Consider the following 22123-nt stretch of genomic DNA (forward strand, 5'->3'; position numbering starts at 1 on the left):
CTCGCGGGTGAATAGTTACCGAGATGAGACCTTTACGGTTCCAACCTTTCTGGAACATGTTCTGGCGACGTTCCACACGGAACTCATAAAGAATCCATGGCGAAATGCCTTTAATGTAATCCAGTTTTTCCAGATATTCGATTTGCTTTTTGTATACATCTGTCATGTATGACTCGCTGAAGAAGCCGGTTTTCGGCGCACCCTCACCAATGAAGCCATCAGCACCAGTCTCCGAAATAACAACCGGTTTACCTGGATTAGAGTTTTCACCGATTTCGATAAGGTCATCAAACACTTCTTCATACCAACCGTAGTACTCGTTGATACCAATAATATCTAGATGCTCAGCTAAACGGTCCTCAATCTTGTTCTTCGCATGGTTAACCAAACAAGCAGCAGAAACTAGACGACAAGGATCATTGTCACGCGCGGTACGAACTAGACCAGACATAAACTCTAAGCGCGCATCCGTATCAGCGTTCTCATTGCCCACTGACCACATAATGATACTTGCGCGGTTACGGTCACGCTTAATCATCTCTAGTAGTTGGTTTTCAGCGTCTCGGTAAGTTGCTGGATTTTCGAAATCTATCGCCCAATATACTGGTATTTCAGCCCAGATAAGGAAACCAAGCTCATCAGCCATTTTGGTCGCCATTTCGTGGTGCGTATAGTGCGCAAATCGCATGTAATTGCAGTTCAGCTCTTTCGCATGCTGGAATCGACGCTTTAGGTCTTCCGGTGTAACAACCTTGCCTATCTCTTTGTCATCTTCATGGACACTGATACCACGTAAGAAAGTATTCACACCATTAACAAAGATTTCAGTACCTTTAACTTCGACCTGTCTAAAACCGATACGATCTGTGACGACATCATTCCCGTAGGTTGCTGAAACATCATACAGCTTCGGACTTTCTGGAGACCAAAGCTCAGGCTCAACGCTTAATTCTATTGTTGCTTTTCCATCTACAATTGACAGTCTCTCATTGATACCCAGCTCTTCAATTGCAAAGGTTATTTCAGACTGTGAACCTTCAACTTCTACGTCAACATGCACCAAGTTATATTGACCGTTTGGTACTAAGTAGACATGTAAATCTCGAATGATCTCTTTTGGGGTTCTTACAATCTCGATATCACGGTATATACCACCGTAGTTGAACCAATCGGTATTGCGCATTGGGACTCGGTCTAGGGTGCGAGTATTGTTTACGCAGCACATTATCCAGTTACGGCCCTGGTTTAATTTACCCGTAAATTCAGCGAAAAATGGCGTGGAACCACCATAGTGATTACCTAGAAACTCGCCATTTAAGAATACCTTACAATCATATTGTGCAGCACCAACACGTAAGAATACACGCTCATCCGTATTAGACTCTTCATAGTCCCAAGATTTGGTATACCAAGCACTGCCTTCGAAGAAATACCACTTCTCCTTTTGCATTTGCCAACACGAAGGTACTGGAATGGTTTCGCCGACGTATGGGTCATAGTCCCAAGGTTCAATTCTTTGCTCTGCTGGCATCGGCTTCATGTCATACCAACGTTGACGAAGGCCTGTATCTAAAAGGTCAACCGCAAAGTTCCAATGTCCATTAAGAGACTCAGTGTTGCGTCCCCCCATAAACAACATATTGCTATGGTTTAAATTCTGTAGATTGAAAGGCACATCGTATTGTTCGTCATGCAAACAATTAATCGCATTCTCAGCAAGTTCAGAACGTTCTAGCATCTTACTTAAACTCCGAAAGCGGGAGCACAAATCGTGCTCCCAAAAACTCATTAATTATTGAACTGCTAACGCATCGATATCGCGTACGTAGTCTGCAATTGCAGGGTTATTCAACGCCGCATCGTGCATTGGTTTCACTGCATCAACAAATGGTTGTTTTTCTACAGTTACAAACTCTACGCCCATGCTATCTTTTGCTTTCTCGATAGCTTCGTTCGTCATTTTGGTCCATAGATCTTTGTGATACATCATGGAATCTTTAGCCGCTTTCTTAAGAGCTTCTTGCTGGTCTTTCGGCAGCTTGTCCCAAACTTTAGAGCTGATTACTAGAACATCTGGAATCATCGTATGCTCATCTTGGCTAAATACTTTAGCAACTTCACCGTGACGAGCAGTTGTTAGCGCTGTAGGGTTGTTTTCTGCACCATCAACAACGCCTTGTTGCATTGCTGTGTATAGCTCACCGTAAGATAGTGGAGTTGGCGAACCTCCCATCAGTTTAATCATTTCAACAGCAGTTGGACTTGGCTGAACGCGGATTTTCATACCACTAAGGTCAGCAGGTGTTTTAATGGCTTTTGAGGCGTAGAAGCTGCGAGCACCAGCATCATAATAAGTTAAACCAACAAAACCTTTATCGTGAGAGGAATCTAGGATTTTTTCACCTACTTCACCTTGCATTACACGGTAGTAGTGGTCACGGTCACGGAAGATATAAGGAATGTTAAACGCACCATAAGCTGGTTCAAACGCTTCCATTTCACTCGCATTTGATTTCGCAATGTCTAAAGCACCATTCTGTAGCAATTCCATCGATTCACGTTGAGTGCCAAGCTGTCCATTCGGATAAATACGGATACGAACTTCACCATCTGTCAGCTCTTTCACTTCATCCGCCATGTACTGCATTGATTTATGCACAGGGTGATTACGGTCTTGGTTGTGGCTAAGTTTTAGCGTGGTTACTGCAGAAGCGGTAAAAGAAGTCGATGCAGCGAGAGCACAAGTAACGAAAGTTGTTAGTGCTGTTTTGTTCCAACGCATAGGGGAGTCTCCATTCAATTTATGTTCAGTTATAGGATTAATTATTACAATTCGGTTAACCAATTATGGCTAAATTCCGTTTCTTATTAACTACGCTATCAATCTGAACCATCACCAACCAATAATCAACGTAAAAAACCGAATTGGTTGACCAATGTCATACTTTCATCGCTAAAATTGGTTGGACCAATTTTATTGTGAGATTTGTCACAAGCGGTTTCAATTTACTGTGTTTAAATCTGCTCAACCTTACCTCTTGCTCTTTTTCCAAATTATAAGACGAAGGATTTCGTCAACTAGGAGATGTTATGAATAAGCTCATTACGATAATGAATAAGGTCTTATCCTTATTCTGTATTTCGCTGAGTAGTGTTTTAGTTGTTTGCGTGTCTTGGCAGGTGTTCTCTCGCTATGTATTAAACGCGCCGAGTACTTTCACTGATGAAGTTGCCCGTTTTCTCTTTATCTGGGTCGGTTTGATGGGTGCAGCTTATACGCTAGGACAAAAACGCCACCTTGCTATTGACTTATTAGCAATGAAAATCGAACACGACGAAGCTAAACATAACAAGTTGAAGTTACTGATTAATATGATCAGCATGTCTTTCGCCTCCATCATTATGGTCTATGGTGGCGGTAGATTAATGTTAAAAACTCTAGCGACAGGTCAAGTATCTCCCGCTCTAGGTATAGAGATGGGTTTAGTGTATGCCGCAATTCCTCTTGCGGGCTTATTTATGGTGATTTATTTGGTCCAAGATATTCTTGAGAATATCGCTTTTATGACCTCAAAAAATACCAACTCTTCCACTCTTTCAAACCAATAATTAATAAGGAATATTACTGTGGAATGGCAAATAATTATTGTTTTATTTGGTAGCTTTTTCCTTTTCCTAGGATTAGGGGTTCCTATTTCGTTCGCAATTGGTATTGCGTCATTATTAACGGTAATGATGACACTACCTTTTGATGCCGCTATCGCCGTTATTTCTCAGAAAATGGCATCCGGCCTTGATAGCTTTGCTCTACTAGCAATACCATTCTTTATCCTAGCGGGTAATATCATGAACCAAGGCGGTATTGCACTTCGCCTTATTGAATTCGCAAAAGTACTTGGTGGCCGCCTCCCAGGGTCATTAGCTCACGTAAACGTACTTGCTAACATGATGTTTGGTGCTATTTCAGGTTCAGCCGTGGCCTCTGGCGCAGCTGTTGGTGGCACTATGGCACCGCTACAAAAGAAGGAAGGCTATGACCCAGCCTACTCTGCAGCTGTTAACATTACTTCGTGTCCAACAGGCCTATTGATTCCACCAAGTAACACATTCATTGTTTACTCTCTTATTTCCGGTGGCACATCAATCGGCGCACTTTTCCTAGCGGGTTACATCCCAGGAATGATTATGGGCCTTGGCCTTATGATCGTTGCCGCTATTATTGCGAAGAAACGAGGCTATCCTGTTGCCGCTAAGCCATCTACCTCTGTCGTCATTAAGAAAACACTTGATGCTTTACCAGCGCTGAGCTTAATCATCGTCATCATGGGCGGTATCATCGGCGGTATTTTCACAGCAACTGAAGCATCTGCCATTGCTGTTGTTTATACGCTATTGCTGGCTGTAGTTTTCTATCGTGAAGTATCGATCAAACAGCTTCCGGGCATCATTCTTGAATCTGTCGTTACGACATCCATTGTTTTACTACTTATCGGTGCGTCAATGGGCATGTCGTGGGCAATGGCGAACGCTGATATCCCTTATATGATAAGTGATGCCTTATTAGCCGTATCGGAAAACCCATTGATCATTCTACTGATCATCAACTTGATTCTGCTTATTGTCGGTATCTTCATGGATATGACGCCAGCGCTACTGATCTTTACACCTATTTTCCTTCCAATCGCGATGGACCTAGGTATGGATCCAGTTCACTTCGGTATCATGATGACCTTCAACCTATGTATCGGTATCTGTACTCCACCTGTAGGTAGTGCACTGTTTATCGGTTGTTCTGTAGGCGATGTGAAGATCGACAAAGTTATCAAACCATTACTGCCTTTCTACGCTGTATTGGTACTAGCACTAATGCTAGTGACTTTCGTACCTCAAGTAAGCCTGATACTACCTCAACTATTCCTAGGCTACTAATCTCACCAAATATCATTCTGAGAGCCCGTTTGGGCTCTCTCTATTGAAAGGAATTCTAAAGTGAAGACCATTAGAAACTGGCAATTTAAGCAGCAAAATAATAACGAAATCATTCTAAGCTGCGACGACAAACACACTCTTCATTTATTCGTGCTAGAGAACCATCTAATTCGTGTGTTATTCCAACGTCACAATACTCTTCGCCTTGACAGAACTTGGATGGTGGCACCCGATGGTAACGATGTACCATGGGAAGGTCGCGACAGAATGTCACTAGAGGGGTTCACCTTACCTACTTTCGAACTCTATGAAAACCAAGATACTCTGCGCATCGAGACAGAGCAGTTGCGTTTAACCGTCCACCAGCCTCTATGGATGGAGTGGGAACATAAAGTAAACGGTGAGTGGAAACCATTAACTAAAGATCGCAAAACAGGTGCATACCAATTGGGTGTGAGTGAACCAGGTATTGCCCACTTTATGAATCGTGGTGACAACGAACTATACTACGGTCTTGGAGAGAAGACTGGCAACCTCAATCGTGAAGGTCGTCGTTTTGAGATGCGCAACCTCGATGCAATGGGTTATGACGCAAGCAAGACCGATCCTCTGTACAAACATGTTCCTTTCTATATCACTAAAACGACCTCTGATGAAAGTGGCGCATCGTTTGGTGTCTTTTATGACAACTTAGCAAGTTGCTGGTTTGATTTAGGAAATGAGCTGGATAACTACCACATCAAATACCGTAGCTATCGTGCCGAAGACGGTGACCTAGATCTGTATTTCATGTACGGCGAAAGTATCAAAAATGTGACTCAACAGTTTGTCCGTTTAACTGGTGGCACTGCCTTTGGTCCAAAATGGAGCTTGGGTTACAGCGGCTCAACCATGCAATACACAGACGCACCTAATTCTCAGGAGCTACTAGAAGGTTTTGTAGACCAATGTGCAGAGCACGGTATTCCTTGCGACTCGTTCCAACTTTCTTCGGGTTATACGTCTATCGGGGACAAACGCTATGTCTTCAACTGGAACTACGAAAAAGTTCCTAATCCAAATGCAATGTCAGACCATTTCCATGCTCATGGGCTGAAGCTAGCCGCAAATATTAAGCCTTGTTTGCTACATGATCACCCTCGTTTCGATGAAGTCAAAGAGAAAGGCTTGTTCATTAAAGATTCCGAGTATGACGTACCAGAAAACTCGGTGTTCTGGGACGCGGACGGCTCACACCTTGATTTTACCAATCCAGAAACTATCAAGTGGTGGCAGGACAATGTTAAAGAGCAGTTATTAGAGAAAGGCATCGATTCTACTTGGAATGACAACAACGAATACGAGATATGGGACAAGAGTGCACGTTGCTTCGGGTTCGGCAAAGAGATTCCTGTTGGCTTGATTCGCCCGCTGCAACCATTACTCATGATGCGTGCTTCTTACGAAGCGCAAACCGAGTTTGCTCCAGAACTTCGCCCATACTTGATTTCACGCTCAGGGTGCCCTGGGATGAACCGCTACGTTCAAACTTGGAGTGGTGACAACAGAACCAACTGGACCAGCTTAAAATACAATATCAAAATGGGTTTAGGTATGAGCTTGTCTGGCTTGTATAACCTTGGTCATGATGTTGGTGGTTTCTCGGGTGACAAGCCTGATCCTGAACTCTTCGCTCGTTGGGTACAGAACGGTGTTATGCACCCACGTTTCACCATCCACTCTTGGAATGACGATGGCAGCGTTAACGAACCTTGGATGCATCCAACTGTCACTCCTATTATTCGTGACGCTATGAAGATTCGTTACCAGCTTCTTCCGTACATCTATGATTCGTTGTATCAAGCTCATACTCATGATGAACCAATGCTTCGCCCTACGTTCCTGGACCATGAGCATGATGAAAATACGTTTATCGAAAATGACGACTACCTACTAGGCAAAGATCTACTCGTCGCTTCCGTAGTAGAAGAAGGACAACGTGAACGTGACATCTATCTTCCAAATAACAAGGATGGTTGGTACGACTTCTACACAGGTCAATGGTATAGCGCTGGTAACACCATTTCCGTCGCCGCACCACTAGAGCGCATCCCTCTGCTTGCTCGTGCAGGTGCAGTGATCCCGACAAGTGCGAGAATCGCTAATGCCAACGCCCAAAAAGATGACAGTCGTGGCCTAAATATTTACCCACTTCAAGGGGTAGGACAGAGTCAATGTAGCATTTTTGATGATGACGGTGAGTCTAACGGTTATCTAACAGGCAACCATATTACTCTGAATATCGAAATGGTTTGCGACAACAACACCATTACTTTGAATATTACTCGTACCGGTGACTTCCTACCGGCATATGACACATTAACGCTGAACCTTCCAAACAGCGAAAAACGTCAACTCATCGTTAACGGAAACACATATCAAAACGGTGATGCGTTTCCACTTTCAGCGGCTAAATAAGGAATCGATTCAATGACACATATCAGTAACCACACACTGAACGCATCTGTAAGCCAACCTAACTACCCGCGTTCTGAGCTGAAATCACGAATCGTTCATCTAGGCTTCGGTGCATTCCACCGCGCACACCAAGGACTCTTTACTGATGAAGTTGCGCGAAAATCACAAAGCGACTGGGGTATTTGTGAAATCAACCTTTTCGGTGGAGAAGAATTAATTACTTCGCTACGTGCGCAAGATCATTTATATAGTGTCGCTGAAAAAGGCGCTCTATCGACAGACGTCAAGGTCATTGGTTCAGTAACAGAATCTCTACACCCAAGTTTAGACGGCATCGATGCTGTTATTGAGAAAATGGCCGAACCACAGGTCGCCATTGTTTCAATGACTATCACTGAAAAAGGCTACTGCGCAGACCCTGCTACTGGTCGATTAGATAAGAACAATCCTTTAGTCATTGCCGACTTAGAAAACCCATCTTCTCCAAAATCAGCACTAGGCTACATAGTTCAAGCTTTGAAAGTTCGTCGCGAACGTGGTCTATCACCATTTACCGTCATGTCTTGCGACAATGTACAAGAAAACGGTCACGTGGCGAAAGCGGCTATTTTAGAGTTCGCCAAGTTACTCGATGCTGAGCTAGGCGCCTGGATTGAAGAAAACGTAACTTTCCCTTGCACTATGGTAGACCGTATCGTTCCTGCAGCAACGGAAGAAACGCTACATGAAATCACTGAACTACTCGGCGTTGAAGACCCATGTGGTATTGCTTGTGAACCTTTCCGTCAATGGGTAATTGAAGACAACTTCGTAGCTGGTCGTCCAGATTGGAACATTGCTGGTGCAGAGTTTGTCGCAGACGTTGTACCTTATGAAGAGATGAAGCTAAGAATGCTCAACGGTAGTCACTCATTCTTAGCTTACTTAGGTTACCTCGGTGGTTACGCTCATATCTCAGACACGATGACAGATGCCGGTTATCGCAAAGCCGCTTTCGATATGATGATGTTAGCGCAAGCCCCATCGCTTAAGATGCCCGAAGGGACAGATTTAGAAGCTTACGCCAAGCTGCTCATTGATCGTTTCACTAACCCTAGCTTAAAACATAAGACTTGGCAGATCGCGATGGACGGTAGCCAAAAGATCCCTCAACGTATGGGGGGAAGCCTAAAATTCCATCTAGACCAAGGTTCTGAATTTAAATGGCTTGCCGCAGGTATCGCTGGCTGGATGCGCTATGTGTCTGGTGTTGATGAGCAAGGTAACGAAATCGACGTCCGCGACCCAATGGCGACGATGCTTCGTAGTGTCTGCGAACAGCACGGTCTGAATGTCACTGTCGTCCCAGCATTACTTGGCATCGAAGCAATTTTCCCAGCTGATATTGGCCGTGATCTTCAGGTTATAGACGCCGTTTCGAGCGCTTATCAATCACTAATCGACAATGGTGCAAAAGCGACCGTCGCGGCACTTTAAGGGTGAGTTAAGGAATTAATGATGAAAGACTTTCTATGTGAAGATTTTTTACTGAGTAATGAAACTGCTCGCCGCCTTTATCATGAGCATGCGGCGGACCAGCCAATTTACGATTATCACTGCCACTTAAATCCAGCCGAAGTTGCAAGCAATCGTAAGTTCGATAACCTCGGTCAAATTTGGCTTGAAGGCGACCACTACAAATGGCGCGGTATGCGCTCAGCTGGTATTCAAGAGCAATTGATCACAGGTTCTGCCTCTGATTACGACAAATTTCAAGCGTGGGCAAAGACAGTGCCTATGACGTTAGGTAACCCGCTCTATCACTGGACGCATTTAGAGTTGCGTCGACCATTTGGTATTACAGGGAAGCGACTTAGTCCCGAGACGGCTGACACCATTTGGAACCATTGTAACGAGCTGCTACAAACGCCTGAGTTTTCAGCACGCGGTATTATGAAGCAAATGAATGTTGTCATGGCCGGGACAACTGATGACCCAGTCGATACGCTTGAACATCATAAAGCGATTGCTGATGATGAAAGTTTCGATATTGAAGTACTGCCTAGTTGGCGTCCTGATAAAGCCTTCAAAATTGAGTTGGATGGTTTTGCAGACTATATGACGTTACTAGGCCGCGCAGCAGATGTTGAGATTAACAGTTTCGCAACCCTGCTTGACGCACTTGATCGACGTCTTTCTCACTTCGATGCTCACGGCTGTCGTGCAGCCGATCATGGCATTGAAATCGTTCGTTACGCACAAGTTCCATCAGAGCAAGCATTAGACCACCTGATAAAACGCCGCTTAAGCGGAGAAAAACTCACAGAAGAAGAGTGCGCACAGTTTTCTACTGCGGTACAAGTCTGGTTAGGTAAACGCTATGCCAAGCTAGGTTGGGTAATGCAACTGCACATTGGCGCACAGCGAAACAACAATACGCGTATGTTCCAAATGCTTGGTGCAGATGCCGGCTTCGACTCCATCAGTGACCGTACCTTCGCATTCGAATTAGCTCACCTTCTTGATGAAATGGATCAAAGTAATGAACTACCTAAAACCATTCTTTACTGCCTAAATCCTCGTGATAACGAAATGATGGCGACGATGATTGGAAACTTCCAAGGTGGCGGCATTGCGGGCAAAGTTCAATTTGGCTCTGGTTGGTGGTTTAACGACCAAAAAGATGGAATGCAGCGACAAATGGAACAGTTGTCTCAACTGGGTTTACTAAGCCAGTTTGTTGGTATGTTGACAGACTCTCGCAGCTTCCTTTCTTACACTCGCCACGAGTATTTCCGTCGTATCTTGTGTGACATGATTGGTCGCTGGGCGGAAAATGGCGAAGTACCAAACGACCTATCACTGTTAGGTCCTATGGTTGAAGATATCTGTTTTAACAACGCCAAGCGTTATTTTTCCATCAAGTAATTGGGAGACTTACGATGAAACATATCGCCATCATTGGTGAATGTATGATTGAACTAAATGGGAAACCATTTGGTGAGATGCATCAGACGTTTGGTGGAGATACGCTTAATGCCGCGGTTTATTTGAACCGTGGCTGTCAGCTTAACTCTGAGGACACCTTAATAAGAACCTCCTTTGTCAGCGCTTTGGGAACCGACGCGATCAGCGAAGGAATGATTGCGCGTTGGCAAGATGAAAATATCGATACGCAGTTCGTGTTGCGTGACGGGGATCGAACGCCCGGTCTCTATCTTATTCAGCTAGACGAACAAGGGGAACGGACGTTTCTCTATTGGCGTAACCAGTCAGCCGCAAAATACCTGTTACAACACCCTAATTTTGACACCATTGCTCACGCTCTAAAGTCGACAAATATGGTCTTTCTCAGCGGCATCAGCTTAGCGATTTTACCCACTGAGGATCGAGTCAAACTTTTCGGCTTACTTAACGAGCTAAAACGAAATGATGTCGAAATAAGCTTTGATAGCAACTATCGTCCAGCTTTGTGGCCTTCAGATGAACTTATTACCGTCAAAGAAAACTACCGCCAGATGTATCAACTTACTGATATAGCATTAGTCACCTTTGATGATGAAAAGCTAATTTGGGGAGACCTCAATCCTCAAGTAACCATAGAACGACTTCATAGTGAGGGCATCAAAAATGTTGTGCTAAAACTGGGCTCAGAGGGTTGCTTAGTTTCAGAAAACTTTGGCAAGCAATCCCTAACCGTTCCCACGCAGCCCGTGAAAAATGTTGTAGATACAACATCGGCGGGCGACTCATTTAACGGCGGCTTCCTCTCCTGTTATCTCGCTGGTGGCTCAATGGAGCAATCTTGTCAGAGAGGCAATCGTCTCGCGGGAATCGTAATTCAACATAAAGGGGCAATAATCCCCAAGACTGCGACTGATGTCGTGACCCAAGAAAAATAAGGAATTTACATGTCGACTATCAACGAACAATTACAGGCGCTTAAAGTCATCCCTGTTATCGCTATCGACAAAGCGGAAGATATCATCCCTTTAGGCAAAGTGTTGGCGGAAAACGGCCTACCTGCTGCAGAGATCACTTTCCGCTCTGAGGCTGCAGTCGAAGCGATTCGTTTGCTAAGAGAAGCGCAACCAGACATGTTGATTGGAGCTGGTACGGTTTTAAATCGCGAGCAAGTGATTGCAGCAAAAGAAGCAGGAGCGACATTTATTGTTTCACCTGGTTTCAACCCAAATACCGTTAAAGCATGTCAAGAGCTTGAGATCGACATTGTACCCGGAGTCAACAACCCAAGTACAGTTGAGGCGGCGCTAGAAATGGGGCTCACTACTTTAAAATTCTTCCCAGCGGAAGCATCTGGTGGCGTTAGTATGATGAAATCACTGTTGGCACCCTACGGTGATATTTGCTTAATGCCAACTGGTGGAATCAACCCTAAGAATATCAAAGACTATCTAGCGATCCCTCGTGTACTCGCTTGTGGTGGGACATGGATGGTTGATAAAAAGCTAATCGAAGCAGGAGAATGGGAAGAACTTGCTCGACTTACCCGTGAAGCGGTTGCATTAGTGAATAATTAATCTGTATTGTTGAGGCTCCAGAAGGAGCCTCCCAAGCAATAACGAAAAGGATTTTTATGAAGATTTTGTTCCTGCACACTTTAGCGAGCAACATCACCCTCTTTAAACCTCTAGCCGCAACATCGCTCCCTAAACATGACATATTCCACGATGTCCAAGAATCATTTCTAAGCGACATACGCAAAACAGGGGCAACTCCCTCTATCGTCAAGCAGATTCAAGATTATTTAAGCCAGCGGCTTACTCAAGGCTATGACTTTATTGTCTGCACTTGTTCAACCCTGGGCCCAATTGTGGATGCTTACCCTGATAACCGTGTTTTTCGAGTCGACCGACCGATGGCAGAACAAACCATTGGCTACAGTCGGATACTTGTTGCTGTTACGCTTGAAAGTACGATAGAACCCACTCGATCTTTACTAGAAAGCTCCAACAACCATTCTCAATTCGAGTTTTTATTTATTTCTGCGGCGTGGGAACATTATGTTGCGGGCTCAATGCAGGCTTTCAATTCAAGCATTGCAAACACTATCACTGAGCATCGTACACATTCTACGGACCGTTATGATGCTATCGTGTTAGCGCAAGCGTCGATGGCATATGCATTAGCGGAGTGTCAGTTTGACATTACCGTTTTATCCAGCCCACAAAGTTGCCTGAACTATCTGGAGAAGCAATTAGAATGACGTTAATGCTATTCGCCCAACTTGTTGGTGGTATTGCTTTTGTCTTTGGAATCATGGCATTTTTACAAAAAGACGACCTTCGGTTTCGTTACTGTATGGTCGCGTTTTGCTTCATCATGATGATACATTTCACCATGATGGGGGCCGTGGTTGGTGCAATAGGTGTCGCTATCAATGGTATTCGTGCTTTCGTCTCTATTAAAACTCGCTCTAAGCGCGCCATGTGGTTCTTCATTATTATTCTACTTGGCATGACACTCCCCAATGTCTCCTCTCCTATAGAGCTCTTGCCAATTATTGGTTCCGCAGTGGGTACATGGGCATTATTCTCCGCATCTGGTATCAAAATGCGGAGTTTAATTTTATTCAACTCCGCATGTTGGTTTACCCATAATATGTGGATTGGCTCTATCGGCGGTTCACTAGTCGAAGGTACATTTCTGATAACTAACGCCGCCACGATATATCGCTTGTGCATGAAAAAACACGAACCAGCATAAATGCTGGTTCAACACTTTGCCTCAAGGTTTTAAAGCTTCGTCATCGTTTTCGGACAGGTATCGAGGTGAGTAGTGACAACTAAACCCGTTTCCGTTAGACAAATATTACCCGGTGCGCCTCCTTCCTCAGCTATAGAAGCGAACGAACACATAACGCCTAGCATAAAAATAAAGACTGCTTTCATATTATTCTCCATGTCATTACGTTCAAAAATGACGATTTCCTTTACTTCGTCATTTATAGCTTAGTCGAAGAAACTAACTCGCAAACTGATTTTTATCTTTATTTTTCATATAGATAAACCACATCAATATGTTAAATGGCAAGATTTATCCGCTGAATCATATAATCGGTAATTTCAGCGGCAATCGCTCTCCGGTTACGGAACAAAGGCCGTTATAGAAAATTCGACAAGCACTTCTTCAAATTAGCTGACTTGCGGGCACAACCTCTATAACCCATTCAGATAGAAGAACTATTTTCCAAACACCATTCCCTGAGTAAATTTTAGGCACACCACTTGCTTTGTTATTGATACGCAACTCAATAATTGCGTATTTATTATAATAATTAGGATACGAATGTTATGAATTTGTCTATTCGAAAGCGGTTGTATGTCTTAACGATACTTCCTTTACTACTCGTTACATTAGGAATTTTAGGAGTCACTTACTCAAAGGTTTCTGAACTCAACCAACAACAATTTGATGATACCCGAGAGAGCTTGCTGGTTAATAAGAAACAAGAACTGCGCAACTACTTACAACTTGCTAAGTCCTCACTTCTGCCTCTAATTGAGAAAAAAAGCCAGAGAGAAGAGGTGCTTCAGCTACTTAAAAATCTTGAATATGGAGAAAATGGCTATCTATTTGGCTATGACTCGAAAGGCAACCGTCTGCTTGTAGGCAAAAATGGTTCAGGTCTAGGCCAAAACTTTATCGATGCTAAAGACAGCAAAGGCAACTTGTTTATTAAAGAACTTATTAATAACGCCAAATCTAATGCATTTACTACCTATTATTTCCCTAAACCAGGGCAAACCAATCCTGAAGCTAAATTAAGCTACTCGATATATATACCTGAGTGGGATTTGGTACTCGGTACTGGTTTTTACATAGACGATATAGACACCACTATTTCTGCTATGGAGCTACAAGCAACAGAAGCGCTTAATGCGAAAATTATCACTATCATTTTATTATCTGGACTGACACTGGTTGTGGTATTTGGTATGGCTACCTTCATCAACCGAAGCATTATGAAGCCACTTGATAAATTCGATGCTTCGCTAAAAACGTTTGCGACAGGTGATGCCGACTTGACAGCAAGAATGGAGAGCTTGGATGCACCTGAATTTAAACGTCTTGGAGAGAACTTCAATGCGTTTGTGAGCAGTCTCCAGGAGATCATTACCAACGTCTCGGAGACCAGCCATATTGTTGTGGAAGAAACTCGCGCAATGAAAGGAAGAGCAATGCAGGTGGATAGCCTTGCTACCAATCAGCGAGAAGAGACCGAACAAGTAGCCACAGCTATGACTGAAATGACGACAACATCCTCTGAAATTTCATCGAACGCCACTAGCGCTGCAACGTCAGCACAGCAAGCAGACGAAAATGCTCGAGATGCCCAACAGACAGTGAATACCGCTGCAACATCTGTACAAGATCTAGCTGATGAAGTCCTTCAGGCAAGTTCAGTCATCAGTAAGTTAGAAGAAGATGTCAAAAACATCTCTACCTCTTTGACCGTTATTCAAGATATCGCCGAGCAAACTAATTTACTGGCATTAAATGCAGCCATTGAAGCGGCTCGAGCGGGTGAACAAGGACGAGGTTTCGCCGTCGTAGCGGATGAAGTTCGACAGTTAGCTAGCCGCACTCAAGACAGCACGGGCGAAATCCATCAGATGATCGAGCAACTCAAAAGCGCTTCCGATGAAGCCGTCAGAGCGATGGACTCCAGCCGAACTAGAGGAGATGAAACGGTACGTCAAACCAATGATGCCGCTGCCGCCATTGAAGAAATACAACGAGCCATCGCTAATATTCACGATATGAACGCGCTAATTGCAACGGCAACGGAGGAACAAGCGATTGTCGGTAAAGATATAGCTCAACGTATCGTGGTGATTTCAGACCAAAGTGGTGAATCCGCACAACTTGCAGGTTTGAACAAGAGCGGAAGTGACAATCTAAATCAACGTGCAACACAGTTAGAGCAACTGGTATCCCGTTTTACCGTATAGCCCGTCTTCCCCCTAGAAAACCAAACGAACCAGCGATATATCGCTGGTTCATGTTAGCCCCTCAATCATACTAATATATGATTAGAGCTTGGTTGTGTTTTTAGGACAACGCTCCAGATGAGTCGTAATCACTTGTCCTGACTCCATCTGACAGATGGTACCTGGCGCACCACCATTTTCAGCAAAGCTTGAGAATGATACGAATATCAAGCTAAGTGTCACTAATAATGTTCTCATTTTGTCACTCCTTCTGTACTAGAATTAGACAGAAGCGCCGCCTCCCTGCCTCTGCATAACATAGACTAGGAAAAAACAATTCGATTTCAAATTATGCGCTTCTACAACCAAGCTAAATGAAAAAGTGAGGGATCTAAAATCAAGTGTTCATAAATATTCTGAATAAAAATTAACCTCAAAATCACACACGTTTATTAATAACTTTTTACAATCCACCTTTCACTTACCATTTAGGCTGCACGTTATGAAAATGAACAAGGCGATCGTTGCAATATTTGTTAGCGTATTTTTGCTAACTGGTGCTAGTATCATCACTCTTGATACCCCACCAACTAAGCAACATTTTCAGGCGTCAGCAAACGTGGTTAAAGACACCTACGAGTCACAATTATTTACTCTGTCTGCCTACAAACAAGGTCACTTCGGACTGCGTATGTATAGGCAAACACAAGACCCTAGATACAATGCTGTCGTTTTAGGTGATCTTGCCAACGTAACTTCTAGAGTGAATGAAATTGCGGCTGATGTAACCACGCCTAAAGCCATTCGAGCGTATTCTCTGCAAAGACTTAACGACTATAAAAAAGGCAAAGATGAACGCAGCCAACGTCGCTACGAAGCAACTAAAGAGCAACCTGAATATTTCTATATGGGACTGGACTTGTTGCGCTATTTGGCACGACTGAATGAATACGGTGTAGTTCATAAAGACGATAAGAAACTAAGGTCGATTTTACAGCAATACGATTTTGAAACTGTATTAACTGACCCAGAAATGATTACAGCTTGGGCTGCTCAACTAGCAAATCAAGCCTATTGGCTGAAGCAAATCGGTGAACAAGATCTTGTTGATGAATTTATCGCTGCTTTTAGAAAAACTTACCCTGATGGTGAGGACTACCGATTAAGCAATCAGCAATTCGGTAATAAACTTTACGGCATGACGCATATTATCCTCGCAGACTCGGGTTATTACCAACGACTGGTCGACGAAAAAGAGCACCAGTGGATCTTCGACTACTTTAGAAAAAACATCGATGACATCATTTTGCATACTAAAGAAGATGTCGTAGCAGAAGTCGGGTTAAGTTTCTTGCTTGCTGGGTTAGATGATGATCCTGTTGTAGCGAAAACAAGAGTGTCGATACAAAAAGCCATCGACAAAGATAAAGGCATGATCCCATCAGTTTCCGGCGACTTTGATTTTGCTTATGGGGAACATCGAAATGTCCTTGCTATTATGCTGCTCGATTGGCAACCGCCCAAAGAGGGACCAAGCACAGTCACAGTTCCAAAGCTGTTCTCTGAACTCCCTTACGGCGTAAAGAAGATTTCAAAACCTCAGTAGCACGTCGAATATGGCGATTAACTAGTAGTCTAAATTTCGAGTAAACATTCAACTGATGGAGTGGTTAATCGACCACCATACACCTCACTTATATAATTAATCGTTTTTCAACGATAATGCAGTAGTTTTACGGTACTCAGTCGGGCAGTTATTAGTTACAAAGTAGTTCAGGTTAAGGAGTACTGAATGTCACTAGCAAAAGAGCGAGCCAAACTTCGCTTAAAATCCGATATCATTAATTATCAATTTCCACCCGGTCAAAAACTCAGAGTAAACGAATTAGCAGAACTTTATGATGTAGGCCTTTCTCCAATGCGAGAAGCCATAATTGCATTAAGTAGCGAAGGTTTCGTCGAATATAAAACGCATTTGGGAGGTTTTGTTTCAAACCTAACATGGAAAGAGTTCATCGAATCCACTTCCACTGCAAACTTCATCTTGTCACAGCTTTTATCTCAACGAGAATACCCCCTAGCACCTGCACAGCTGAAAAAAGCGAAGACCTTGGTTACTGAGTTATCTCACGCATTATTAGAATCACCATTAACACTCAACCATATCGATAGAATAGAGCAACTTTATCAGCGATTTCTGTTGACTCTCACTGAAGAAAAATCAAAGACTATTTCCCACCAACTGCTTAAGACAATACTTGGTGTACTATCCCGATATCGCCGTCTGTATTACCTGAAAACCAGAAGCTATAAACAGATGATTGATATTGAGTCACTATTCAGTCTACTGAATGGGTCATTCAATCAAGTAAGCTATGAAAATGAAGAGATTATTCAGCGCGCCGTACAAGCTAATACAAAAACGATTAAAGAAGTTTTCTGTTTAGAACAAAGTCACGATCACTAATTTCATCTACGTGCCTATAATTAATTTTAGTGTATGTTGAAAAGCTAATAAGTCTTTATGTCGAAAATGAATTTTGAGTCTTTGATTTTATCTCAGTCCCAAAAACTGCATGCTGGAGAAATCGAGCAATTTGTTGGCACATGGAATGCCTGCGCCTCAGAACTACTTGAGTTTTATGGTTTGGATAGACTAACGGTTTATCCAAACTCTCCAATACTACTCCGAGATAAAAAAACTCTCTCCAGAGCTCGTGAAACTCCCCCCCCCTGCATAAGTTCGATTATCTGTCAGATGATGATAGTCATTTACACTACTTGCGCTTGCTCAAAACGAAATCACTTTATCGAGTATTTGATGAAGTAGAATTAGCGACATCCAGTCAATACGTTTTAAAACGTATTTTTCGTCAAGGCGGACGTTGGCACGCCATTATTCCCCTAAGTTTCTTTGCCAAACCGTGGGGAGCAATATCGTTAACCAACTTTGAACGAGGTTATGATGAGTTCACAGAGACTCTAGCTCGACAGATAAAAATGGTTGCCGAAATGTGGTTGTGTTATTGGCAGCATGCTGATTTACGTTTAAGTTTACATGGCAATGCAGGCAGTATTGCTCAAGAATCCGACAATGAACGACTCGTTAAACTGACGTTAAAGCAAACGACCATCTTATCGTTACTTGCTCAAGGTAAATCCGCTAAAGAATGTGGAGAATTACTTCATCTGAGCCCAAGAACTATTGAGTCTCATAAATACCGTATGCAGATTGGCCTTGGTTTGGATAGCAAGGCTGAGCTCATTCAATTTGCTTTAAGAAACGGCTTAGGTTCACCTCTCAAAAGTTAAAGAGCCCCTGAAAAGGAGCTCTTTGAATAATTGCTAACAACCTTTATCTAAAGATATTTCAAAGAAATACCCTCTTCATTAAATAAGTGAATTTTCTGTGGTTGCGCTTTTAAGTGAATGGTTTCACCTTTGTGGAAATCAAGGATACCTGGTAGCTTTGCCACGACCGTTTCGTCATGTCCTTCAACATCAATATGTAGAAGTGTCACTTCACCCAAGGATTCTACAAATAATACTTTCCCAGACATAAGCGCATCGGACTCTTCAGCGACTAAAAAGTCTTCCGGTCTGATTCCCAATTGTAACGCACAGCCGTTGAGCTCTTGTGCTGCTGCAATTGGTATTTCCACATTATGCCCACTCTCTGCGGTAACCAAAGAGTGCTCACCTGCCTTCTCCATACGCGCTTTACTAATGTTCATCGCTGGAGAGCCAATAAACTGAGCTACGAATACATTCGCCGGGTTGGTATATAGCTCAAGTGGCGTGCCTACTTGCTCAATCTTACCTGCTGATAAGACGACGATTCGGTCAGCGAGCGTCATTGCTTCTACCTGATCGTGAGTCACGTAAATCATCGTGGTTTCCGTTAACTCTTCCTTCAAGTTAGCAATTTCGATTCGCGTTTGAACACGTAGCGCTGCATCCAAGTTGGACAGCGGTTCATCGAATAGGAACACCTTAGGTTGGCGGACAATCGCTCGACCAATCGCCACCCTTTGTCGCTGACCACCGGAGAGCGCCTTAGGCAGACGATCAAGATACGGTTCAAGTTGCAACATACGCGCGGCGTCCATAACGCGCTCATGTATAGCGTCTTTCGGCTCTTTCGCAATGCGCATCGCAAAAGCCATGTTGTCGTATACGGTCATATGCGGATAGAGAGCATAAGTCTGGAATACCATGGCAATACCCCGCATCGCGGCTGGCAGCTCATTCACTCGAGCACCTTCAATACAAAGCTCACCTGAAGTGATGTCCTCAAGGCCAGCAATCATTCGAAGCAGTGTAGACTTACCACAACCCGAAGGCCCAACGAATACGATGAATTCGCCTTGATCGATGTCTAGATCGATGCCGTGCAGTACCTGAGTTTCACCGTATGATTTTTTAACGTTTGTTAGAGATAATCCTGTCATTTTTTCTTCTCATCGTTGAATCAGGAACTGCTTACTTAACAGAACCAGAAAGTAGGCCACGAACTAGATAACGTTGCAGCGTAAAGAACACGCCCAAAGGCACAGCAATCGAAACAAATGCAGACGCTGTCAAAATCTCCCAGTTACCACCACGAGAGCCTAATAGTTCACGTAATCGTGCTGTGAGTACCATGTGCTCTTCGCCAGTGCCCAAGAATACCGTTGCAACAAGAAGGTCATTCCATACCCATAAGAACTGGAATATCCCGAATGATGCTAGTGCCGGGAACGACAGCGGCAGAACGATTCTCATGAATATTTCGAAGTCAGTCGCACCGTCCACTTTCGCCGACTCGATAATCTCTCTAGGCAAACTGGAGATGTAGTTTCGCAGCAAATAAATCGCCAATGGCAATCCAAACCCAGTATGCGCTAACCATATTCCCAAATAGGTTTTCGCCCCGACACCGAAGAAAGCCCCAATGTCGTTATAAAGTCTTAAAAGAGGAATCAAAGACATTTGCAGAGGTACAACCAACAAACCAACCACAACTGCAATAAGTAGGTTTCTACCCGGCATTCTCATCCAAGACAACGCATAAGCCGCGTACGCCGCAATAAGAATTGGGATGATTGTTGCGGGAATAGTAACGGTCAAAGAATTAATAAACGAACGACCAATACCTTCTGCCGTAAGTACTTCACGATAGTTGTCTAAACCAAACTTCGGTGGCACCACAGCGGTAAAGAAAATTCGTTTCCCTCGTTTGCCTTTGAACGGTTCGAGTGCTGTCATTTTGTAGTGGCCATCTTCCGTTACCGTTAGCGTGCCACCCTTTCTCATTTCAGCAACCTCACCAGGGACGAATTTTGTCGGTTCGCGAGAAGAGAAACCAAAGGCATGGACTTCAGCAGGCTTACCATCGACGAGTAATTGCCCCTTGAGAACATAAACGTCACCTTCCTGAACTTGGGTATCGGGCGCTCCAGTGCGGTCTACAAGGTTCTGCTCGGAAGCGGTTAATGACGTCCACCAGCCTGATAACGCAAGCTGATCTTTGTCCCTAAACGATGAGATAAAAAGACCTGCTGTTGGTAGAGTCCATAGAATCACAATCAGCAACACCGAAGCGTGAACCAAAATAGTCAGTGGCGAACGTCGTAATTGGCTTAAGCTAAAGCGTGCGTTACTCTCTTCAAGATTTGGCGCTGTTTGGGCTTTTTCAGTCATTATCGCCCCTCCATTTGAGCGCTAGCTTGGCGCATGTTCCATACCATGACAGGAATTACCGCCACCATGATCACGACCGCAATCGCTGCGCCACGGCCAAAGTCACCGCCACCACGGAACATCCAGTCAAACATCATATTTGCCAGAACCTGAGTACTCCACTGGCCGTTCGTCATCGCTAACACGATATCGAAGACCTTCAGAACCAGAATGGTGATTGTGGTCCATACTACTGCAATCGTTCCCCATATCTGTGGAATGAGAATTTTAAAGAATATTTGTACTCCATTAGCTCCATCCAGTACCGCCGCTTCCACCGTTTCTTCTGGAATACCGCGCAGAGCCGCAGACAAAATAACCATTGCAAAGCCGGTTTGAATCCAAATAAGAATGACCATCAAAAAGAAGTTATTCCAAAACGGGATGGTTATCCAAGCCTGTGCAGTACCTCCAAAGAACTCAACCACGGCATTCAAAATACCTATCTGCTCCGACCCCGGCGCACGGTAGTCGTAGACAAATTTCCAAATGATCGATGCACCAATGAATGAAATAGCCATTGGCATAAAGATTAAACTCTTAGCAATATTCCCCCAGCTCACTTTGTCAGTCAGTGCTGCGATAACCAAGCCAAAAAATGTGGAGGCGGCAGGCACAACCAATAACCACAATAGATTGTTAAATAGTGACTCTCTAAACTCAGGATCGTTGAAGAGCCAAATGTAATTTCCTAATCCTACAAATTTGTCAGCATTTCTGTCGTGCATTGACAGATAGAATGACTCAAATACTGGATAGACAAGATAGAGGCCTAAAAACGCCAAAGCAGGCCCAAGGAATAACCAAGGACGAATCGCTGCCGCTCGTCTAAGGTTTTGTGCCATCTTTTGGTTTGAGACATTTCTGGTAGGAAATAGGATAGTGAGAAGCCAGTTGCTGCCTACGAAGTAGACCACACATCCAGCGACGCCTAGTGCCATGATAAATAAAGAGGAATAAAGCTGTTCCATCATTACCTCGCTTTATAGAGAGACTTAACGAATATCAAGATTGCGAAAGCCGATAGACGACCCAATGAAATTACGTCTACCGGCATCGCGTTACTTCGCCAAGTTACTTAC

The 22123-nt window shown here is 43.8% G+C and carries 20 protein-coding genes; 13 read left to right on the plus strand and 7 right to left on the minus strand.

Annotated features, from left to right (window positions below; genetic code table 11):
* Positions 1 to 1738 (minus strand): glycoside hydrolase family 2 protein (locus HW45_RS13630; RefSeq protein ID WP_152559681.1); only part of this gene is annotated, 1738 nt, incomplete at its 3' end.
* A gap of 54 nt (positions 1739 to 1792) precedes the next feature.
* Positions 1793 to 2782 carry a TRAP transporter substrate-binding protein gene (locus tag HW45_RS13635; protein WP_006070323.1) on the minus strand — a complete coding sequence of 330 codons (990 nt, stop codon included), beginning with the start codon at positions 2780 to 2782 and terminating at the stop codon, positions 1793 to 1795.
* A 308-nt stretch (positions 2783 to 3090) separates the two neighbouring features.
* On the opposite strand from HW45_RS13635, the gene HW45_RS13640 reads away from it, so the two are divergent.
* Genes HW45_RS13640 through HW45_RS13680 form a run of 9 tightly spaced genes read left to right on the plus strand, consistent with a single transcriptional unit; the run spans position 3091 to position 13092 of the window.
* Positions 3091 to 3609 carry a TRAP transporter small permease gene (locus HW45_RS13640; protein ID WP_006070322.1) on the plus strand — a complete coding sequence of 173 codons (519 nt, stop codon included), beginning with the start codon at positions 3091 to 3093 and terminating at the stop codon, positions 3607 to 3609.
* Between the two features lie 18 nt (positions 3610 to 3627).
* Positions 3628 to 4929 carry a TRAP transporter large permease gene (locus tag HW45_RS13645; protein ID WP_006070321.1) on the plus strand — a complete coding sequence of 434 codons (1302 nt, stop codon included), beginning with the start codon at positions 3628 to 3630 and terminating at the stop codon, positions 4927 to 4929.
* Positions 4930 to 4989: 60 nt separating this feature from the next.
* Positions 4990 to 7386 carry a glycoside hydrolase family 31 protein gene (locus HW45_RS13650; protein ID WP_038227449.1) on the plus strand — a complete coding sequence of 799 codons (2397 nt, stop codon included), beginning with the start codon at positions 4990 to 4992 and terminating at the stop codon, positions 7384 to 7386.
* Positions 7387 to 7398: 12 nt separating this feature from the next.
* Entirely contained in the window at positions 7399 to 8862 is a 1464-nt protein-coding gene (locus HW45_RS13655) for a fructuronate reductase (protein WP_038227451.1), read from the plus strand.
* A gap of 21 nt (positions 8863 to 8883) precedes the next feature.
* The gene (gene uxaC / locus HW45_RS13660) at positions 8884 to 10293 is read left to right on the plus strand and encodes a glucuronate isomerase (protein ID WP_038227453.1); all 1410 of its coding nucleotides are present in this window, start codon (positions 8884 to 8886) and stop codon (positions 10291 to 10293) included.
* Between the two features lie 14 nt (positions 10294 to 10307).
* Positions 10308 to 11267, plus strand: coding sequence for a sugar kinase (locus HW45_RS13665; protein ID WP_038227454.1), 960 nt, complete (start codon positions 10308 to 10310; stop codon positions 11265 to 11267).
* 9 nt (positions 11268 to 11276) lie between these two features.
* On the plus strand, positions 11277 to 11906 hold the full coding sequence (locus HW45_RS13670; RefSeq protein WP_038227456.1) for a bifunctional 4-hydroxy-2-oxoglutarate aldolase/2-dehydro-3-deoxy-phosphogluconate aldolase: 630 nt from the start codon (positions 11277 to 11279) through the stop codon (positions 11904 to 11906).
* A 56-nt stretch (positions 11907 to 11962) separates the two neighbouring features.
* Positions 11963 to 12592: a hypothetical protein gene (locus HW45_RS13675; protein WP_038227459.1), complete on the plus strand. Its 630-nt coding sequence runs from the start codon at positions 11963 to 11965 to the stop codon at positions 12590 to 12592.
* Positions 12589 to 13092, plus strand: a complete 504-nt coding sequence (locus tag HW45_RS13680) for a YgjV family protein (RefSeq protein ID WP_038227461.1) — start codon at positions 12589 to 12591, stop codon at positions 13090 to 13092. Before HW45_RS13675 ends, HW45_RS13680 begins: the two co-directional genes overlap by 4 nt.
* Before the next feature lie 29 nt (positions 13093 to 13121).
* Here HW45_RS13680 and HW45_RS29750 read toward each other — a convergent pair whose 3' ends face one another.
* Positions 13122 to 13277 (minus strand): hypothetical protein, encoded by a 156-nt coding sequence (locus HW45_RS29750; RefSeq protein ID WP_171393065.1) that lies wholly within the window; start codon positions 13275 to 13277, stop codon positions 13122 to 13124.
* Between the two features lie 402 nt (positions 13278 to 13679).
* On the opposite strand from HW45_RS29750, the gene HW45_RS13685 reads away from it, so the two are divergent.
* On the plus strand, positions 13680 to 15341 hold the full coding sequence (locus HW45_RS13685; protein WP_038227464.1) for a methyl-accepting chemotaxis protein: 1662 nt from the start codon (positions 13680 to 13682) through the stop codon (positions 15339 to 15341).
* 81 nt (positions 15342 to 15422) lie between these two features.
* Here the strand turns inward: HW45_RS13685 and HW45_RS29755 are convergent, their stop codons facing one another.
* Positions 15423 to 15578 carry a hypothetical protein gene (locus tag HW45_RS29755; protein WP_006070311.1) on the minus strand — a complete coding sequence of 52 codons (156 nt, stop codon included), beginning with the start codon at positions 15576 to 15578 and terminating at the stop codon, positions 15423 to 15425.
* Positions 15579 to 15822: 244 nt separating this feature from the next.
* Here HW45_RS29755 and HW45_RS13690 point away from each other — a divergent pair, with 244 nt between their 5' ends.
* The 3 genes from HW45_RS13690 (at position 15823) to HW45_RS13700 (ending at position 18632) form a co-directional block, all read left to right on the plus strand.
* Positions 15823 to 16926, plus strand: coding sequence for a DUF3541 domain-containing protein (locus HW45_RS13690; RefSeq protein ID WP_006070310.1), 1104 nt, complete (start codon positions 15823 to 15825; stop codon positions 16924 to 16926).
* A gap of 186 nt (positions 16927 to 17112) precedes the next feature.
* A complete protein-coding gene (locus HW45_RS28385; RefSeq protein ID WP_051868069.1) occupies positions 17113 to 17787 on the plus strand; it encodes a GntR family transcriptional regulator in 675 nt (224 codons plus the stop codon).
* A 320-nt stretch (positions 17788 to 18107) separates the two neighbouring features.
* The gene (locus HW45_RS13700; protein WP_152559666.1) at positions 18108 to 18632 is read left to right on the plus strand and encodes a helix-turn-helix transcriptional regulator; all 525 of its coding nucleotides are present in this window, start codon (positions 18108 to 18110) and stop codon (positions 18630 to 18632) included.
* 47 nt (positions 18633 to 18679) lie between these two features.
* Here the strand turns inward: HW45_RS13700 and HW45_RS13705 are convergent, their stop codons facing one another.
* The 3 genes from HW45_RS13705 to HW45_RS13715 are packed head-to-tail and all read right to left on the minus strand — an operon-like array spanning position 18680 to position 22015.
* Entirely contained in the window at positions 18680 to 19771 is a 1092-nt protein-coding gene (locus HW45_RS13705) for an ABC transporter ATP-binding protein (protein WP_038227467.1), read from the minus strand.
* Positions 19772 to 19802: 31 nt separating this feature from the next.
* Positions 19803 to 21002 carry a carbohydrate ABC transporter permease gene (locus HW45_RS13710; protein ID WP_051868073.1) on the minus strand — a complete coding sequence of 400 codons (1200 nt, stop codon included), beginning with the start codon at positions 21000 to 21002 and terminating at the stop codon, positions 19803 to 19805.
* The gene (locus HW45_RS13715; RefSeq protein WP_235225472.1) at positions 21002 to 22015 is read right to left on the minus strand and encodes a carbohydrate ABC transporter permease; all 1014 of its coding nucleotides are present in this window, start codon (positions 22013 to 22015) and stop codon (positions 21002 to 21004) included. Before HW45_RS13715 ends, HW45_RS13710 begins: the two co-directional genes overlap by 1 nt.
* Between the last annotated feature and the right edge of the window lie 108 nt (positions 22016 to 22123).

It is taken from the genome of Vibrio sp. ER1A (genome assembly GCF_000733315.1).
In the GTDB taxonomy this organism is placed as follows: Bacteria; Pseudomonadota; Gammaproteobacteria; order Enterobacterales; family Vibrionaceae; genus Vibrio; species Vibrio mediterranei.

What these genes read in the sequence shown, in the direction of transcription:
- HW45_RS13635 (WP_006070323.1), bottom strand. Translation starts at nt 2,782, where the DNA reads ATGCGTTGGAACAAAACAGCACTAACAACTTTCGTTACTTGTGCTCTC.
- HW45_RS13640 (WP_006070322.1), top strand. Translation starts at nt 3,091, where the DNA reads ATGAATAAGCTCATTACGATAATGAATAAGGTCTTATCCTTATTCTGT.
- HW45_RS13655 (WP_038227451.1), top strand. Translation starts at nt 7,399, where the DNA reads ATGACACATATCAGTAACCACACACTGAACGCATCTGTAAGCCAACCT.
- uxaC (WP_038227453.1), top strand. Translation starts at nt 8,884, where the DNA reads ATGAAAGACTTTCTATGTGAAGATTTTTTACTGAGTAATGAAACTGCT.
- HW45_RS13665 (WP_038227454.1), top strand. Translation starts at nt 10,308, where the DNA reads ATGAAACATATCGCCATCATTGGTGAATGTATGATTGAACTAAATGGG.
- HW45_RS13670 (WP_038227456.1), top strand. Translation starts at nt 11,277, where the DNA reads ATGTCGACTATCAACGAACAATTACAGGCGCTTAAAGTCATCCCTGTT.
- HW45_RS13675 (WP_038227459.1), top strand. Translation starts at nt 11,963, where the DNA reads ATGAAGATTTTGTTCCTGCACACTTTAGCGAGCAACATCACCCTCTTT.
- HW45_RS13680 (WP_038227461.1), top strand. Translation starts at nt 12,589, where the DNA reads ATGACGTTAATGCTATTCGCCCAACTTGTTGGTGGTATTGCTTTTGTC.
- HW45_RS29750 (WP_171393065.1), bottom strand. Translation starts at nt 13,277, where the DNA reads ATGAAAGCAGTCTTTATTTTTATGCTAGGCGTTATGTGTTCGTTCGCT.
- HW45_RS13685 (WP_038227464.1), top strand. Translation starts at nt 13,680, where the DNA reads ATGAATTTGTCTATTCGAAAGCGGTTGTATGTCTTAACGATACTTCCT.
- HW45_RS29755 (WP_006070311.1), bottom strand. Translation starts at nt 15,578, where the DNA reads ATGAGAACATTATTAGTGACACTTAGCTTGATATTCGTATCATTCTCA.
- HW45_RS13690 (WP_006070310.1), top strand. Translation starts at nt 15,823, where the DNA reads ATGAAAATGAACAAGGCGATCGTTGCAATATTTGTTAGCGTATTTTTG.
- HW45_RS28385 (WP_051868069.1), top strand. Translation starts at nt 17,113, where the DNA reads ATGTCACTAGCAAAAGAGCGAGCCAAACTTCGCTTAAAATCCGATATC.
- HW45_RS13705 (WP_038227467.1), bottom strand. Translation starts at nt 19,771, where the DNA reads ATGACAGGATTATCTCTAACAAACGTTAAAAAATCATACGGTGAAACT.
- HW45_RS13710 (WP_051868073.1), bottom strand. Translation starts at nt 21,002, where the DNA reads ATGACTGAAAAAGCCCAAACAGCGCCAAATCTTGAAGAGAGTAACGCA.
- HW45_RS13715 (WP_235225472.1), bottom strand. Translation starts at nt 22,015, where the DNA reads ATGATGGAACAGCTTTATTCCTCTTTATTTATCATGGCACTAGGCGTC.